The sequence below is a fragment of the Neobacillus niacini genome (genome assembly GCF_048572935.1).
Lineage (GTDB): Bacteria > Bacillota > Bacilli > Bacillales > Cytobacillaceae > Neobacillus > Neobacillus niacini.
Genome location: NZ_CP183883.1, coordinates 527514 through 545899 on the forward strand (window position 1 = coordinate 527514; position 18386 = coordinate 545899).

Here is an 18386-nt window from a genome sequence, read left to right on the forward strand (position 1 = left end):
ACTGGGGGACTGACCCTTATTCCTTATTCCCAAACAAAAAGTCTTAATTCCTATAATTGGAGGAATTAAGACTTTTATTTCATTATATACATAAGCGATAGTTTCTTAGAAAACTTCTGATAGTTTTTCATTCCCCTGATTAATATGTAAATCTTTGACCTTAACATGTGACGGCAGCAGCGGATGATTGCGTATGATGTTGACAGTTTTTTGTATGCTATCCGTTAAAGTTTTGCCTCCCTGTAGCCATACACTTACCGTACCCTCAGGAAATTCCGGCATGCAATTTTTAAAAAGATAATCCAATGTTTGAATCTTGTCCTGTAATTCTTTGCTCTTATATATTTTATTCAGTACATCCCCAGTATTCTTTTGATAATCATTTGTGGAGACCACAACGATTTCCTCAACATTTTCCTTATACACAGCAATAATGATGTCCCTCATTAAATCGTCGAAGGCGTGTGAAACGACTGGCTGATATGTTTGTAAGATAATCATGTTTTCCAGATTGAAATTGGTTTCTTCTTTAATGTATTGTTCTAATTTCTGCTCCATTCCAATCACAAATAGTACTTTTTTCTTTTCTTCTCTAGACATCAAATTCACCCCATAAATGTTTTGAATTTTGTTCCAAATAAGTTTGCTGACTCTTTCTTATATAAAAAATGCGCGAGTCCGAACATATCCTTTTGTTTTTAACATAATTTGCTTTGCAGATCACTGGAAAGCTTAAAGACCATTACTCGTTCTCCAGTTTGTGTACTAATATCGGTGTAAAAACTTACTACTTCTTCCCCTGTTATCGTTAAGATAATTTCTTTTAAATCATCCAGACCGGACTCCACTAAACTGTTGCGATGTACTTTTACTGATAACAATCCTTCTTTATCCTGACATACCGTATATTCAGCAGCAGTTAGTATACCGCGGAGTACTACAATCACCATATCCCGTAAGATGTCCGATTTAACAGATACGGAGCCTCGTCCAAGATAACTTTTCTCCCAATGTGTTAAAGCTTTGCTTATTTCCGCTTCAATTGTTCCTTTTGTTTTTTCCATCCCGATTCCTTTTCCTTTTATCAACGTTACATTCATAGATAGCCAAATACTCCCTATAATATTCAAAAAAAATCTTTTCCGCCCATGTGACGTAAGCTTTGTACCATTGCTGCAAAAGCGCCGAAAAAAAAGCAGCCTTCACACAAGGTCATATATATAAACTGGGGAAGATGCTAAGACCAACTCTCCCAGCGTCCTTCCGGATCAATGGACGCAAGCCGAATCCATCCGTTTTTCACCTTTTGATGAAAGGCATGATCGTGGTCCAGCATCCGTTTCACATAGCCCCTCGGTGCTTGGATAACCACCAGCAAACGCAGTGGCTCATGATAGGCATCTTCATCTGATTTCATAACAGACTGCCAGGGAAGTCCGGATAATAAGTCACTGGCATTCCCCTGCATGACCCCGAGACCGGCTGTCACAGTTTGGGTTATTTTATTCCCGCTGCCATAATAATGAGGGGCAACAGTAGATGCATAATATTGCAGGTTAATCCATTGAGTGACCGTTGCCGGCCCTGAAATGATGTTGGCGAGAATAGCACCGTTTTTATCCTTCTTCCAGTTATAATTGTTAAGAAAAACTCTTCCTCTCAGATTGCAGTCTTGGGTCAGCCGGCGTTCCCCAATGATAAACGCAGCGTTACGTGCCAAGCCCCATTCCGGACGGACCTCACTCCAATCTTCTGAAAGGCGCTGCGCTTCTGCCTTCGGATTCTTGAGATGGGTTCCGAGATTTGGCAATTGCGAAATTCGCTCGGCACTGGCTTTCTCACTCACCTTTGGCAACTCGGCTTGGATACGTTTAAATACTTCCTTTGCTTCAACGGATAGTTCCGGAACATAAAGCCAGCGTAATTCATCGAGTGTGGTAATATGCTCGGCAGCTGCAAAAACGGTATCTTTTGGAATGATAATTCCATCTGTTTCGAGGCTCTTCCGTACATCGGGAAGATTACACAAAGCTGCCAGCACCCGCGCATTAAATCCGCTTGATGCTCCCCCGCATGCACCACAGTCAAGTGCGGAACGATATGGATTGTTCGTACTGTGACTTCCATGTCCGCAAATAACCACTAGTGGTGCAAATTGATCGGTAAGTCCCATCATTTTTAGTGCTTGCCGTACAAAGTGTACTTTTTCTTTCACGGAAAATCCAATTGGCAGATCTGTTTCCGATTTTTGCGTATAGTCAAGTGAGAGTTCCGTGGATGGTTTATGCAGCCATGTATCGAGCAATTTACTTAATGTCCGGCCTGCACTCCGAGGCATAAAGCTGCGGGCTAGCGTTTGCAGGCTGAGCCAGGGACCACTAATTTCCGGAAGTGCCATACTGGAAACCATATTATTTTTCATTGTTTTAAATGTATAACCGAGCGTATTGACTACCTGATGCCGTTGTTGAAAGGATTCAACATCTGGTGAAAACTCGTTTACTTTGTATTGCGGTTTAAACATTACTGGCAAAGAGTTATGCGTGTGATTACTGCCAAGCTCGCAGGTTTCAATTGGCAAACCGAAAAAGCCTGCTGTTCCCAAGGTCTCAAAATCTCCTGCTTTTTCAAGTTTGCGGCGAAAAGGCTCTGAACGCACATCAATACAAAATACAAATTGAGCGAGTGCCGGCTTTACATTTTCTTCAGCTGAAGCAGACTGTTGGGATGTAATCATCGTCTTTAATTGTTCTTCAAATGTTTTTTCCCATGCTTCGAGCAACAGCCGATTGCGTAGAATCTTATCAAAACGATACGCAAGGGCCAAACGTGCCTTTATTTCTGTTGAGGATAACTGTAACCAACCATTGATTGGCAGGTTCCCCCATTCCGCCCAAGCTGCAATTAATGGTTCTAGATTTACTTTATGATTTCTTTTTTCAGGAAAGGGAAGACAGGGTTGTACTAAAGCCCATTCCATCAAAATTCGTACAGCTAAATAGTCAAATAGGAGTGATGTTTCTTCGGCTGATTGCTGTGAGCGCCAAAGCATCATTCCCCCCCAGCCTGGCAAAGCAAGGAAATGTGCTTCAAAATAGTCCTGGAATTCTGAAAAAGGAATTTCCAGCCTAAGCAAAACTTCCATTATGGCAGCGTCTGCTTCTACCGGCAGCTCACTTAATTGTTTACGTACGTTACGGCTAAGTGCCGGGTCATGCTGGACTAGTTTCCGCCATGCATGATAGAAACCTTTCTCCCTATGAGGCATCGACCAGACAGCCTGGGATTTATCCAAAAACAATTTACACCACTTGATCATATGGCGGTTTAACTCGTGTGCTGCATTCACCCTTCCCAGTTGCTCCAAGCGCTGACTATAGGTTTTGACCGAATGTTTTTCTATCATTTGGGATGTAAAACGGTTAAGTTTTCTTGCGATGCTTTTTAACTCAGGTGCTTCCAAAGTATTTGAATATGGTTGATTCTGTAAAAGTGCAGCCCGGCAAAACCCCTCTGCGACCTCACTCGGCAACTCCAAAGACTGTGAGTTTAGCCAATGTTGAATTCCCTTTTCTAAAAAGACTTGATGAATCTCTCCTCGCTCCAGTGCAGACTGAAATAAGGAATCATTGGGATAGATATCTACATCACAAGTATCTTTGAGCCAGCGTACCATTTTTTCAAACGGTTGTCCCTCTAAGCCTGACCAGGGGTTGCGTGCTGCAAATGTGTTAATAGGTCCGAGCGGTACAATGACCCTGCTGGCGGATTTCACCAAGTCATTAAGATCGAGGGTATCAGGCAGCTTTTCCCAATGTAATGTTTTTGCTAATGTTGTATTCATCGTAAATGACCTCCTCTAAAGAATGATTGTGTCAAATGCTTAGGATGACTTTCGACCAAATCATTTTGAGGCTCACCCAATCGTACAAGCCAAAGATAAATGCGAGCATAGACAGTTGATGAACGATGACGAGCCAGCCTTACACCTGCAGCACTTACGGCCAATAAGATAATCAGCAGCAAAGTGGCTGCTGGTGCCGGTGGTTGAATTCCTTTCGGGATTGTATCTTGTAACACTCCATAAAAAGCACCATGTACCAAACTGTATACAATTGCCGCTCCTGCAAACAAGGAAAATCCTGCTATGCGCCCGATACGGCCAGATCCAAAAGCCACGAGCTGGGTCCAGGAAAATGAAACGGACCATCCTAAGGTAAGAGCGCTTATCAATTGATAACCCTCTCCAGGAGAAGACATCCAAAGACCAATTGCCACCAGAAGACCTAAAATCCCGCCAGTAATTGTCCATAACATTGATGTTGGCTGGTTGGTTCTGGAGGTTGGCTCCTCTTGATGGTGAAGCACAGAGCCAGCTTGTAAGAAAAGGGTTGATTTGAATAGACCATGTAGGACAGCATGGATAATGGCTGCCAAATAAGCACCTAATGCACATTGGATTAACATGAACCCCATCTGTGCAATCGTAGACCCTACCAGCTGCCGTTTATAATCAACGTGGACCAGCATAATTCCTGTCCCTATCATGACGGAAACACTGGCCAATAGAAGCAATACAATTTGGGCTATATCTCCGCTAAAAAGCGGAGAAAATCGAGTCAATATAATCCCGCCTGCATTCACTAATCCCGCATGCATTACCGCGGAGACCGGCGTTGGAGCCACCACTGAATCTAACAGCCATCGTTGGAAAGGCCATTGTGCTGCCGGAATTACGACAGCCAGGATTAGCAGCAGGTTTATACAAGTCCTTTCCCATGAATCAAGCTGTGCAAGACTGCTTTTGGTAAGGATGAGCGACAGCTGCCAATGCCCTGTGGTTTGTGTGATCCAGATGACAGCTCCCAACAGGATAAGCCAGCCTAGTGCAAACAGACGGCCGGATTGCTTAGCTGCGTTTCTAGCAACACTCCACTCTTTTTTTAATCCTATAAGCAAAGTCAGTCCCAGGAGTGTAATCCCCCAGCAAACCAACAGCAGGCGAAGATCATTACTTAGCCAGGCACCTGAATCTGCAGTAGTAGTTATAGTCAGCAGAGCAAAATATTTTCGATAGGAACGATCGCCGAGTAAGTAACGAACAGAATAGCGCTGCACGATAAAACCGATGGTAAGGACAAACAAAGCCAGCAGCCATGATAAGGAATCAAACCGCCAAGGGCCATAAATTATGGTTTCATTGTTCGTAACAAGGGTCAGCAAGGCAGCGATCGGGGGCAGCAATGTGATACCGACGTGGAACCGAACAAAAGACAACGGGATCCTTGGGAATAACAGGAATAGCCCGCTAAGCACCGATAGGGCAAGCAACCCGAAAAATATTTCTGGCAGAGAGATTAACATTTTACTTCCCCCCACCAATGTATGGAAGAAGACATCATTCTGAAAATATGACTTTGACCGATTTCCTTCATTACGCTACATTCCTTTCTGTTTTATTTTTTAAAAACAAAAAAACCGACAATTTTTTAAGCATAATGATTAAATCCATTAAGCTTTGAAAATTGTCGGTTTACTTTTAACGGGCCCAATCAGGCCTTTTAATAGTCTACCTAATTATGTAATTTTCTTTCTTCCATTAAGGAAATATAATTACAGTTGTTCTCTTTGTTATAGATTTACTTTTTCATATAGTCAATAGAAAATATTAACTACATGCTAAAGTAATCTATTTATTAAGAGATCAATTAAACAATTAATTTATGGTGGTAATGATACTATTTATCAAACATTCTGTCAAGTTAAAACTTGGTCCTACCTTACTTATTTATTAAGCAATTTGTTCGGTTGGTTGCTCCGATACAAGCTGGTTATATATCATTAAATCTTTTGAAAATAAATTCAAATAAGTTGCCATTCCCTGATTCTTTGCTTTTTCAAAGCTATCCCAGTCAACAATACCGTATTCCATATTCAACTTTTCAGCATTTGCCCAAGCGGTTTCTTCAAACGCGATATTCATCTCATGCTCTTCGATTATCATTGTAAGAAGATTGTAATCACTGTATTGTTCGGATATTGTATGGTTTTTTTTCATCTCGTAAAATTCAAGCGTTTTTGTCAGTGAATCCAATAAAGCCTTCCGGTCCAACGCATGCCCTAACTCATGAAGGGTGAAAGCTTTAATATACGATTTGAGTGAAACTTGAGTTTGCATTTCCTTTATTGCTTCTTCTATACGTTTAACATCAAATCCTATATGATCAAGGATAAAATTATAGCTCATATTCACCCCAGTATGCTCTTGCTTCAGTTCAATTTCTATTCCAACTGCTCTTATAGTAGACTGTATTAATTGCTCAATCCAGTTTATTTCACTCTTATTGTTCAATTTTTCCCCTTGCTTTCTCATTTAATTTATCTATTAAGATTTTACGCTAATTGAATAGTGTGGAAACCTTCTATACACTAATTTTATCAAATGAAGTTCCCTATAACTATATGATTATATATCAAAATAAATTCCTTAGCTAAAAAGTAATACTAACTATTAACCTCTTTATTGTTTGAAAAAAAGGGTTCCTAATCTATGATTATAAGAGTACGCACTTATTGGGTGGGGGAAAGGTTTGATTAAGCAGCCGGAAAACAAATAGACGGAATAATTCCGTCTATTTGGAAATTATTGATAAAAAAGACTTATTTAGACGGAGAGATTCCGCCTATTGGCTTGAAAAACTCAAAAATGTGGGGTTTTTCTTTGCATAAGTGGAAAACCTCCTCTTATCTTCCCCGATACGAGCCCCATGTTGAATTTAACCGGAAAATCTCCGGTTATTCAACATGCCAATACGACTGTCAATTGGGCACATACGTTAAGAATAGCACTCAACGCCAAAAGGGCGCCCCATAATGTATGGGGCACCTTTTTGGATAATATGTCGGATTAACTTTGATGAGAGTTGTTCACGTATTTAATTATTGTCACGTTGTTTGGCACGGGCTTCGCCGCCTTTGCGCCCAATCTCCTCATAAAAATCTCTGTCATGGTTTGCAGCGGTAGCTTCTCCACCTTTTCGCCCGATTCTTTCATAAAACTCCCTATCATGGTTTGAGGAGGTGGCTTCTCCACCTTTCCGTCCCGCTTCTTCGACAGTCATGTTACCATTATTGTCTTCACTGCGATTGTTCTTGGTATTCTTAGCCATAGAAAAATTCCTCCTTAATTTTACTAGAATTCAGTTGCATTCCTTATATTCCCGCCCCCTATTAAATTAAACATCATTTTTTTCATTTGCTATTAGAACAACCTGATTTTGAAGTAGATTATCCACGTTAGAAAGCCTACTTAAAAGATGATATATTACTATATCCGCCATAGAGATTTTGAAAATTCGTCCACTGTTCTTTTATTATTCTTCAACCATAGCCTCCTCATCTAAAGAAGATCCTCAATTAAGAGTTCTACCAAAAAGTAATTTTTATTGCTAAAGCCATTTGGGTTATGTTGATTCGCAAACTTTAACAACACAAAAAACCACTCCCTAAATTTTATTTATAGGAAATGGTTATTGCTTCTAGATATAAATTATTTACCTAGGGTTTGTTCATGAAGAGAAATCCAGTGGTTTCATCCTCATCCAAAACAAAAGCTTAATGATGAGCATGTAGAAGCGATTGAAACGGAGATTCATGAAAAAGGATAGGATCTTTCCTAAAGGGATAGTGTCAGGAATTGACAGTCTACAACGTTAAGGTAATAAAACGCTGACTTATAAGTAGTGTAATCTAGCCCACTTTTTTTGGGAGAAATGGTTAAGTGCATTTTCCACTATCTGAGAAGTAGTTTGTGAAAGTTTAGTTATAGTCATCTACCTTTTCAACCTTAACTGCTTGATTATTAAAATAGAGTAGTGTTTTGTCCCAGCCTCACTTGTTTTAGACTAGTGGGTCAGTCCCCCGCTGCATTAGCACTTTAGCAGGATGGGGGACTGACCCTTTCTCTAATATAAAGGAGCTAAAAGTCTATTCATTATAGGGTTCTAACTATTGTTCAGTTAAAATTTCATCAATCATCTTCAGTTCTTCTCTACCAAACTCTAAACAACTCAGTGAATTAACATTTTCTTCAATCTGGCTCACCTTACTTGCCCCGATTAAGGCTGAAGTGATTTTCTGTTCCCTGAGCACCCAGGCAAGGGCCATCTGGGCAAGTGACTGTCCCCGTTCCTTTGCTATTTCATTTAATTGCCTTACCTTTAGAAGAACTTCTTCAGAAACATCTCTTTCATTCAGGAAGCTTTTGGGCTTCAACGCTCTAGAGTCTTCGGGAATTCCATTCAAGTATCGGTTAGTCAGTAATCCTTGAGCCAATGGAACAAATGCGATTGATCCAATTCCTTCTTCTTTCAGCAAATCGGTAAGGCCATCTTCTACCGATTGGTTGAACATTGAATAAGCAGGCTGATGGATCAGCAAGGGGGTTCCCAGTTCTTTTAAAATCCCTATAGCTTGTCTGGTTTCCTCTACCCCATAATTGGACAGTCCTATATAAAGAGCTTTTCCCTGCCTGACGACATGGTCTAGAGCCATCATCGTTTCCTCTAAAGGAGTTTCTGGATCTGGCCTGTGATGGTAAAAGATGTCGACATAATCAAGTCCCATCCTTTTTAAACTTTGATCGAGGCTGGATACCAGATACTTTCTTGAACCCCAGTCTCCATATGGACCAGGCCACATGCCATAGCCCGCTTTAGTTGATATAACCATTTCATCACGATATCCTGAAAAATCCTTCCTAAGAATAGTCCCAAAATTCTCTTCAGCAGAACCCGGAGGCGGACCATAATTGTTGGCCAAATCGAAATGGGTAATCCCCTAAGTCAAAGGCCTTTCTAATTAGTCCACGGCCATTTTCGAATAACTCTTCACCACCGAAGTTATGCCATAATCCAAGAGAAATGGCCGGCAGTTTCAAACCTGATTTCCCACATCGGTTATACACCATAGAGTCATACCGGTCGTTGCTTGGTATGTAAGTCATTTGTTTGTAACCTCCATAAACATTATTTTTTTTCGATTTTTCTGGATATGCAGCAGCTATCATGATGGAAGGGAAAAGAGACAGAATTCAACCGCTGTTCTGCCCCCTTGAAAACTTAATTTTTTTGTATGCTGATATTATCAAGGTAAATATTCGTTGCAGCATTGCCATCTAAAATATTGCCAAGCTCAAATACTATTTTTCCATCATCATAAGTTTCTTCATTCATAACAAAAGTGAAGCTGTACCGGGTCATTTCTGTGGTTAAATCAATTGTTTTCATTGGCATATAGCTAATGAACCAGGGGTCAACTGTGAGCTCTTTCCCTACATTGACATTTATTTTCCTTGGCATATCTGCTCTTGCATCAAACTCGACTGTATAGCTTCTGCCGTTTTCAAAAAGCAAGCCCTTCTGATAAACCTGCGGAGAATAAGAAGCATTGCCAATGCTAGACATAGCTACCTTCAATTCTTCCTTTTCAGCAGTCATTGTTCCTTCACCATAACCGCTCCACTGGTCTCCCCACCATGAGGACCACTCAGTTGTTCCATCTGAAAATGTTCCATTATCAATTCCAGGGGTGGATCCGAGCTCCTGCTGGGCAGGTGCATCCTTTACTTTCAACACCACATCATCAATGAATACATCATGACTGCCGATTGGCGACAAGCCATTTTTACCAAGAAGCACTTTAAAGGATGCAATGTCATCGACAGGCATGTTGAATTCATAGGTGTATAGCTGCATTTGATCACTAAGTACTATTGCCTCACTGAAAAATCTTGTGTACTGGGCGTTTTCAATCGTAATCTCAGCTTCTCTCTCCTTTGTTGAGCGAGCCGCAAACGAGAGCTCATAGGCTACTCCCTTAGAAAGGCTTAAATTTGCCTGTTCCAAAAGGACGCTCCATGTTTCATTGCCTTCATTACCGATTGCCACTTTTATTTCCCCATTTTCCGCCATTATTTGGGCACTGGCATCATAATGCACATAATTTCCCCAAGATGACAAACCGTGAGTGAAATCACCATTTTTCAAAGGATACAAATCAGTGTTTCCATAATCCGGGATGTTAGAGGTTTTAAGCAGGATTACATCATCTAAATAAACATCACCGGTTCCTGCTCCAAGATTAAAGACAATTTGAGCTTCCGAATCAGAAATTTCTTCTCCCATCGTAAATTCGAATGTCTTCTCTTCCATGCTGGAGGTAAGCTCGACTGTTTGCATTCCTGAATAATTTACAGAACCATCCTTATTCAAAATGCCCGCTTGAATCGTTCTTGCCTCGTCAGCTCTTGCTTTAAATGTAGCTTTATAGTCATTTCCTTTAACAAGATAGATTCCTTTTTGGTTCAACTGGATGGCATTGGCCTCAGTGCCTCCATCTTCAATCGCCACATGGAGTTCTCGAGTCTGTTCAGAAACAGATGCCGTTGCAGCTGCATCACCGACTGAGAAATTCCAGAACATCAACCGATCCATACCTCCTTGGTCAAACGTTCCATTATAAACATGATTTCCATTTGCAAGCGGCTGTTTTGATGCGTCTTCGTCTACAGGAGCTCCAGTAATGTCCTCGACTCTTACATTGCCTATCCAGACTGGGGTCGTCCCGTTCCCGCCAAGATTGAATTCGAGCCTTGACTCAATATCCGTGTCGTTTAACATATCAAAGGTGAATTCATACGATTGGAGCTCGTCCGTCAGGTTAAACATCTCTTCATTCGAATATTTCACCCAGCCTCGTGAAGCTCCGGCACCAACCTTGACCATGATATTCCTTGGTGCTGTTGTTTTAGCATCAAAACTGACCTTATACTTCCCGCCATTGCCAAGAGAAATGTTCTGGATCATTTGCAGGGAATAAAGCTGAGAACCGGGATTAGTAATATCTGTTCTCGCAAAATTAGTGCCATTGATGCCTTCCACAGATAGGCTGCCGCCTCCACTAAACTCCGGTAAATGGACAAAGTTCCAATACATAGGATTTAGCTCTTCACCAGGCTGGTCCACATCCGTAATTGTATTTTGATAATTTTGATCATAAATCAGGTTTCCGTCCTCGAGCGGCTGTTTAGCATCAGCAGGCAATACCACCGGCCCCGCTGGTGGCTCAACAGCCTCGCGGTAATCACGTTTTTTCAGATCGTACACCCTGACATAATCTATTTCCATTTGACTTGGAAATTTCGTCGTTTCATCTGGATCCCCGTCAAACCATCCGCCAACAGCAAGGTTCATGACCAAATAGAATTCCTGGTCAAAAGGGGCCGGATAGGAATAGTTTGCTGCATTATCTTTTCCTTTTGAATACCATTTATTCTGAGTTTGATAGAGTTCTCCATCCACATACCAGCGCAGCTCCCCAGGCTCCCACTCCAGGGCGTATGTATGCCAGCTGTCGATGCCCCTTTTCTCAGGAAGCTTAAACTCTTTTCCGGTGTGCTTGTTATTTGGCCAGCCTTCCCCATAATGGATTGTCCCTGCCACTGTATTCGGTTTGCTTCCCCATGCCTCCATAATGTCGATCTCGCCTGAAGCGGCCCAGGAACCATATTTATCTTCTTCAGGAAGCATCCAGATTGCTGGCCAAAGCCCCTTTCCAACAGGGAGTTTTGCCTTGATTTCATAGCGGCCGTATTTTTTACTGAACAGGCCCTTTGACTTCAGTTTTGCGGAAGTATATTCATAGGTTCCGAACGGATCCGTAACCTGTTCTTTTTTCGCTTTTATCACAAGCTTACCGTCGTCGATAAAAGCGTTTTCGCTAGAATCCGTATAATACTCTTTCTCGTTGTTCCCCCAGCCTGAAGTGATTCCATTCCCGTCCTCATCCACGATCCAGTTCCCTATATCATAGGTCCATTTGCTGCGGTCGATTTTGGAACCACTGAACTCATCGGACCAGACAAGTGACCACTCAGATTTATTCTGCTTGTTTTTAAGATTTTCTGCTTCAAGTTCATTAGCAGGCTGCCCTTTAGAAGCAGCAAAGCCAGCTCCAGGCATGACCATCATAGCACTTAATAAAATAGCCATAGTCTTCTTCATTCCCTTTCCCCCTTCATTATTTTTTACAAGAGATCAAACTAGATTTTTCTTAGGTAAAACCACCCCCTTTCAAAAAAACTCTCTAAGTAAAACTCGTTTTGTTATGACCAGGAGGTGGATAATCTTAGCTTTCTAGTTTTTGATAATGAAAGTGGTAATCGAATGTTCTGGCAATTCGTCTCTGGCAGTCCGTCCTCCGACAGAAATCGTGAACGGCTCTGGCTTGCCTTCAACATTCATGACGACTGCGACAATGGAACCATCTTCATTCTGGAAGGAAACTGCCTTCAAAAATTCGTGATTCAGTTCATGTCCAATTCTCACTGCATTAGGCTTGATGTATTTGCTGAAATGACCAATATAGTAATACGAGCTGTTGTAATGGACTTCACCAGTTTTAGTGTCAACAATCACTGGTGCGTCACAAAAATTGCCTACATGGTTCGGGCCGCCCTGTTCGTTGAGGACAATATTCCAGTCAATCCAGCCTTCCAGCCAATTATTGATATCGCCCATTATGTTCCTGGCATACCTTTCCCCTGTATGCCAGGCACCCAGCTGGACACCGCCTTCAATACATCCTTCAGTAAAAATCAAGTGTTTCTCCGGGAAGTCTTCATGAATTTTGCTCAAGTTCTCAAATTCTTCTGATACGTACCAGTGGAGTCCAGTGCCCCAAATATATTTTGAAGTCTCGGTGTCTGACAAAATTGCCTTTGCCCGTTCATAAGCAATATCCCTGTTGTGGTCCCAGATGATGATTTTCTTATCACCAAGGCCTTCCTTTTCCATAACAGGCCCTAAATGATTTTTGACGAAGTCTCGTTCTTCCTCCGCTGTATATCTGCATGAATCCCAAACCTGCGTTGCTTCAGGCTCATTTTGGACGGTAATCCCCCATATCGGCACTCCCTCTGATTCCATGGCTTTAATATATTTGGTGTAGTACAAAGCCCATGTATCATAGAACTCTGGCTTCAGTTTCCCGCCATTGTTCATCTCATTATTTGTCTTCATCCAAGCAGGAGGGCTCCAGGGAGAGGACAAAATAGTCAGTCCCTCTCCCCTTGCTTTTACAGCATCCTTGATGAGCGGCAAGACGTATTTCTGCTCCCGCTCAATCGAAAACGTTTTTAGTTCAACATCATTTTCATCAACATAGGTATAGTTCTCCAAAGCAAAATCACAGCTGTGTATGTGAGTCCTGCCAAGGCTATACCCTAAACCTGTCTCTTTGTTAAAGTAGCTATCTATTACTCTGAGACGCTCCTCTTCTGAAATTTGCGCAAGTGTGTATGCAGCCGCCTCCGTAAATGCTCCGCCAAATCCTATAAATGTTTGATACTTCTTTTCTGGCATAAGCATCAGCACTGGATTTAGTTCATTTGCTGCATTTGTTAACGAGACATTCTCCTTCTCCGCAAAGCGGTCCCCGGTATTTTTCGCTGTCTGGATTACTTTTAATTTCACGTATCAGCACCTCTGTTCTACTAATCTAGATAAACATCCATTCTTTCTACTTTTCCATCTCTGACAGATTTGGCATAGGATTCTTGCAGTTGATGGCTATTTATTTCTATCTCTTCTCCGTCCATGTGGAGAACATATTTCACTGTCTTCGCACCATCGATTCCAAAAGTATTTCTCCTTGATGGATTATGATAGGTTACTTCCGTCTTGCCGAGCAATGTAAAATAAACCTTACCCTCTGAATCGAAAAGCCATGACGGTAAAATTGGCTGCAGGCTAAATGTCAATCCCTCTTCTTTAACTCCAAAAAGCTGTTTTCCTATCATTATCAATTGCCAGATACTTAGGAATTCTGCTGTTGTTCCACTCAGTCTTGCTACAAAGCCCTGACCATGCAGGCTTTGGTCCGGATTCACACTGCTAGCAATAAATGATGAATTTTCAAGTACACTTCTTCCGTAAATTTCTGGATCCATAAATGGCGGCAACGCAAAGGTGATATCTTCAAAAAACTCCTCATACTGGCCAGACTTCAGGACGCTAAGCAGGTATTTGAATTCCATATGCATAAATATGGATTCGCGTTCAAGCCATCCAGGCGTGAATGCTCTCGCACGACCAATTTCAAAGGATTGATCTTCCAATGACCCAGACGTTTTATACATTTTCAGTTTTGTGTCGTAAATATCAGAATTCCTTACATGCTGATAAATGGACTGGGCAGATTGCACATCTGCACTCTTCATTCCCCTCGCAGGACCTTCGAGAAAATGTGGAAGCATAGACACTTTAAATGAATGGATCTTGACAAGCGGAAGCCCCTTTTTATTTAGCTTTTCTTTTCCATTTTCATCAAAGATTTGCTCCCAGTTCTCAGCCTCGAAAAAGAAATAGGTTGGAACCAGACCATTGCTGATCTCGGTCGCTTTGTCAATTCCTGCATTCGTTTTCGCAAGCATTAGACGAGCAAAAGAGGTTAGATAATCAAGAGCGATTGCCTTTTCTTCTCCACTGAAGCCGTTCTTTACTGATTCACGGTATTTTTCACGAGCTGAGGATACACGATCCCAATAGTTTGAATCATCTAACTCGTCATTTCTAAATTGATTCAGACTCTCATAAACAGTCTCCACCAACTCAACTACTTCTACAGGTAGTTCCACTTCACGCTCCCCATCTTCATCAGCACTAATAAGAAATTCAAGGAAACGCTTTAGCTCAAGCGTCTCGCCCATAGCTGAACCGAACAATCCAGGAAGTCCGTTCATGGAATCATTCCATCCCGGCTTGTTTGCTTCCATCTCTACTCCCATTCCAAATGGATCCAACGTGGAGAATTTAAGAAGAGCCAGCGAAAAGAGCTTGCTGTAAAGGTGTGATGTATAAAAATCCCCATCTGGCTTTATCACCCAGTTGGATCCTGCTTGATGACCCAATTCAGTGATTGCTTCATATTGGCGAACCTTTCCATCTGCCAGGACATATTTTTCCGAGCGAGGATTCACAAATACAGGACTGTAAAAGTATCTGTAAGTAGAATCATTGAATAAGAGCTGCATTTTCATTTCTGGATAGACCTTCAAATAATTTTCTATCAGATCCAGATTATAGGTCCAATGGTCCATCCAGTAGCCTTCTCCAAACTCTGCCTCGATGTTTTGACTGCTCCTTGTAAGGACATTTTTCAAGAAATCCGGAAGTGACAGTGTCAGTTCAATGCCGTTGTCTGAAATTGTCTGGAGCAGATCCCCTGGTGTATAGGTAGTTCCCTCAAACATTTTCTTAACCAATTCAGCATCCTTCTTATTAGTCACCAGTTCTTCAAGCCATGACCAGTCGGATTGATCTGTTATTTCGAAGCTTGCTCCCTTTACAACGAGAGGGTTATATCCATCCGCCTGGATGAGGCTCATGAACAGTTTGATATTGTAGTCTCCTGTTTCAGGATGGAAAAACACATCATTACGGCGATTTTGGTTTACGTCGCGGAAGTTCCCGTTACCTTGCGAAAAGAACTCAGGTGCGAGTGAGAAAAAATTATAGTCCCTTTCCAGATCTCCATGCTTGCGGGAGAAAACATAATAAATAAAAGGTGTTTTCTCTGTTTCCAATAAAATTGGGTATCCGCCTCTCAGCACATTATCGAGATAACTCTGATTTACATATGCGTCGAATAAAGGTGAAGCCGTTTTAGTTTGTACGTCCTTCGTAATATCCGTAACAAGGTTCTGTGCTTCCTCATATTTTCTTTCCATATATCCGCTTTTCGTAATTTGAGCCGCCTTTTCATTAATGATCTCAATATTCTTCACATGTCCGACAAGCGTATGGAAAGTGATTTTCTCTCCTTGTCCTAACGAATTCCCTTGACTAGAAAATCCACAAGGAACTTTGTTCGTGGTAACTGGTTTAGCATTTGATAACTCTTGAATTGTTCCGCTTTCAAACTCATCCGGGAAAGAAAATGAAGTGTTCGATCCAAAGATAAGGTCCGCATCCACAATTGGTTTGATCAATTGACCTTTATCATCAAAGCTTAAGTAAAAATGTCCTTTCGAGACTTCTTCTACTTCCGCTGAATCATTCGTAGACGAGCGGACTCTGTAGTACGGGATGCTGTTTTCAAGATTAAATACATCCATCCAGCTTTTCAGCGTGTTTCCAACCGCTTTATAAGCCGCATCATCGACTCCATATGGGATGATTGCTGGAAGTCCATCAAGAACCTCAAGTTCAATTGATTCTTCAGATAGATTCTCTATTTCAACCTTCCTCACCAATGCACCAAAGTTCTCATTGGGCAGGGTGAAATACGTAATCAACGTTTTCACTCCATATTGATGGTTGATTTCCTCAATTTTCAATTCATTTTCTTTTATATACATGGTTCTCGTGCAGTCTTTTTTGCTTCCATAAGATGAGAACGGTTCAATAATGGTTTTTCCATCCAATTTTATAAAAGTGCGGAAGCCATTCGTCGATACACGCTGATATGCCTGGTTTGCCGGATAAAACTCAGTTATCGCATGATTTTTATCCTGAACGCCGAAACTGACCATCGCCTGGCCGCGGTTTACGTAAAAAGCCCAGATTGGTATACCGTATAAGCCGGCCAATCCCGGCAGGAAGCTCGAAAAAGTTTTTGCCTGATCGAATTCTTCAATTACAAAATATTGATTATCATCAAATCGGTATTTTTTCATCATTTCTCACTCCGAAGGTATTGGATTTAAATTGAACGGTTTCTAATAATTTCAGCATAACGATAACCGCTGTCCTTAAGGATTCTTTCCTGTGTTTCAAAATCAACATACGTAATACCAAAGCGTTTTTCGTAGCCAAATGCCCATTCAAAATTATCTAACAAAGACCACAAGTAATAGCCGGCAATATCCATGCCTTCTTCATTAAGCTCGGCAACCGCCTGGATATGTTTTTCAACGTATTCCTGCCTGTCTGGATCATGGACAGTGTTAGCCTCCGAAACGTAATCGTCGAATGCCGCACCATTTTCAGTGATATAGATTGGCAGATTGGTATAGTCTTTGCGGAGACGGCGAATCAGCTCTTTGAACTCAGCCGGTGAAATATCCCAGCCCATGCCTGTCTTAGGATAATCGGAATACGCATTTTTGAACAGAAAATCTGAAGCACTATTAAACTCAACATAGCCGCGGCTGTAAAAATTGATTCCGAAGAAATCACAATCTATCGATATTTTCTCCAAATCCCCTTCATAGATAAAGTCATAGGAATGGACGTATTTAGAGAACAAATTCATCATGTCGACAGGGTAAGAACCCTTTAGCACTGGATCCAAGAACCAGCGATTTGAGTAACCGTCTGCATTATTGGCAGCCAACTGATCATTGGCAGAATTGCTCGCCGGATATATCGGCGACAGATTCAACGTAATCCCGATCGGTGTTGCGGACGCGAATTTTTCTTTTAACAGAGATACTGCTTCACCATGGGACAGCAGAATATGGTGGACTGCCTTCAATGCTTCCTCCATATTCGTATGTCCGGGTGCATGGATTCCTTGATGGTAACCGAGAAAACCAGCGCACCATGGTTCATTATGGGTAATCCACATATCTACATGTTCATCAAGTTCCTCAAAGCATTTTTCTGCATACTCCATGAACCAATCCACAGACTCCCTATTTGTCCATCCCCCCTGTTCATGAGCCCACATTGGCAGATCCCAATGGTAGAGCGTAACAGCAGGCTTGATTCCATTTTCATTCAAAAGGAAGATCAATTTTTTATAAAAGTTCATTCCAGCCTCGTTATATTTTCCCTGTTCGGGAAAGATTCTTGGCCATGCAATCGAGAAGCGGTATGAATCGACACCAAGTGTCTTCAATATCTCGATATCCTTCTCGTATAAATGGTAATGGTCACAGGCGATATCGCCATGATCCATATTGAAGACTTTTCCGGGTGTGCGGGAAAACACATCCCATATAGAAGGGCTTCTGCCATCTTCCTTATATGCTCCTTCAATCTGATAGGAAGATGTTGCTGTGCCGAATATAAAATCTTTGGAAAATTTGTTCATCTACTGTTCACCTCTGATGTAATTAATTTTATTTCTTATAAACTTTGATATTTACAATTGTCATACGCCGCGACATCTATTGAAAGCGTCATCAATTATTTGTTCAGCTCAATCTTATTTATTGGCTCCATCTGCTGCTCCCTTCACTAAATATCACATAGCTATTCTCAATTCCTATTCTACCTTTGCCAGCAGTACATCTTGAGGCAGATAATTTTGTTTAGGGTTTCAATATTTTAGAACGCCACTATTTAGTTGTTTTTCTCTTCCAAAAATCCCCTAAAAATAAA

The 18386-nt window shown here is 41.4% G+C and carries 10 protein-coding genes and 1 pseudogene; all 11 read right to left on the bottom strand.

Going from position 1 to position 18386, the window contains the following annotated elements:
• Nucleotides 1-105: 105 nt before the first annotated feature.
• Nucleotides 106-600, bottom strand: coding sequence for a carbonic anhydrase (locus ACN6MT_RS02370; RefSeq protein WP_419954670.1), 495 nt, complete (start codon nt 598-600; stop codon nt 106-108).
• Between the two features lie 98 nt (nt 601-698).
• Nucleotides 699-1064 (bottom strand): DUF2294 domain-containing protein, encoded by a 366-nt coding sequence (locus ACN6MT_RS02375; protein ID WP_419956366.1) that lies wholly within the window; start codon nt 1062-1064, stop codon nt 699-701.
• Between the two features lie 173 nt (nt 1065-1237).
• Nucleotides 1238-3844 (bottom strand): DUF2309 domain-containing protein, encoded by a 2607-nt coding sequence (locus ACN6MT_RS02380; RefSeq protein ID WP_419954671.1) that lies wholly within the window; start codon nt 3842-3844, stop codon nt 1238-1240.
• Complete coding sequence (locus ACN6MT_RS02385) at nt 3841-5364, bottom strand: NADH dehydrogenase subunit 5 (RefSeq protein WP_419954672.1); 1524 nt, start codon at nt 5362-5364, stop codon at nt 3841-3843. The genes ACN6MT_RS02380 and ACN6MT_RS02385 overlap by 4 nt, the downstream gene beginning before the upstream one ends.
• A 427-nt stretch (nt 5365-5791) precedes the next feature.
• A complete protein-coding gene (locus tag ACN6MT_RS02390; RefSeq protein WP_419954673.1) occupies nt 5792-6352 on the bottom strand; it encodes an integrase in 561 nt (186 codons plus the stop codon).
• A gap of 583 nt (nt 6353-6935) precedes the next feature.
• Nucleotides 6936-7169, bottom strand: coding sequence for a KGG domain-containing protein (locus tag ACN6MT_RS02395; protein WP_419954674.1), 234 nt, complete (start codon nt 7167-7169; stop codon nt 6936-6938).
• 838 nt (nt 7170-8007) lie between these two features.
• Nucleotides 8008-9004, bottom strand: a pseudogene (gene mgrA / locus ACN6MT_RS02400) (L-glyceraldehyde 3-phosphate reductase).
• A 115-nt stretch (nt 9005-9119) separates the two neighbouring features.
• Nucleotides 9120-12062: a carbohydrate binding domain-containing protein gene (locus ACN6MT_RS02405; protein WP_419954675.1), complete on the bottom strand. Its 2943-nt coding sequence runs from the start codon at nt 12060-12062 to the stop codon at nt 9120-9122.
• A 132-nt stretch (nt 12063-12194) separates the two neighbouring features.
• A complete protein-coding gene (locus ACN6MT_RS02410; protein ID WP_419954676.1) occupies nt 12195-13532 on the bottom strand; it encodes a glycoside hydrolase family 30 protein in 1338 nt (445 codons plus the stop codon).
• A 20-nt stretch (nt 13533-13552) separates the two neighbouring features.
• On the bottom strand, nt 13553-16738 hold the full coding sequence (locus tag ACN6MT_RS02415; RefSeq protein ID WP_419954677.1) for a cellobiose phosphorylase: 3186 nt from the start codon (nt 16736-16738) through the stop codon (nt 13553-13555).
• 23 nt (nt 16739-16761) lie between these two features.
• A complete protein-coding gene (locus ACN6MT_RS02420) occupies nt 16762-18096 on the bottom strand; it encodes a GH1 family beta-glucosidase (RefSeq protein ID WP_419954678.1) in 1335 nt (444 codons plus the stop codon).
• Between the last annotated feature and the right edge of the window lie 290 nt (nt 18097-18386).

Bases quoted from the DNA above. Each gene is read 5' to 3' on its own strand.
- ACN6MT_RS02375 (WP_419956366.1), bottom strand. From the start codon at position 1,064: ATGGAAAAAACAAAAGGAACAATTGAAGCGGAAATAAGCAAAGCTTTA.
- ACN6MT_RS02370 (WP_419954670.1), bottom strand. From the start codon at position 600: ATGTCTAGAGAAGAAAAGAAAAAAGTACTATTTGTGATTGGAATGGAG.
- ACN6MT_RS02385 (WP_419954672.1), bottom strand. From the start codon at position 5,364: ATGTTAATCTCTCTGCCAGAAATATTTTTCGGGTTGCTTGCCCTATCG.
- ACN6MT_RS02380 (WP_419954671.1), bottom strand. From the start codon at position 3,844: ATGAATACAACATTAGCAAAAACATTACATTGGGAAAAGCTGCCTGAT.
- ACN6MT_RS02395 (WP_419954674.1), bottom strand. From the start codon at position 7,169: ATGGCTAAGAATACCAAGAACAATCGCAGTGAAGACAATAATGGTAAC.
- ACN6MT_RS02415 (WP_419954677.1), bottom strand. From the start codon at position 16,738: ATGATGAAAAAATACCGATTTGATGATAATCAATATTTTGTAATTGAA.
- ACN6MT_RS02420 (WP_419954678.1), bottom strand. From the start codon at position 18,096: ATGAACAAATTTTCCAAAGATTTTATATTCGGCACAGCAACATCTTCC.
- ACN6MT_RS02405 (WP_419954675.1), bottom strand. From the start codon at position 12,062: ATGAAGAAGACTATGGCTATTTTATTAAGTGCTATGATGGTCATGCCT.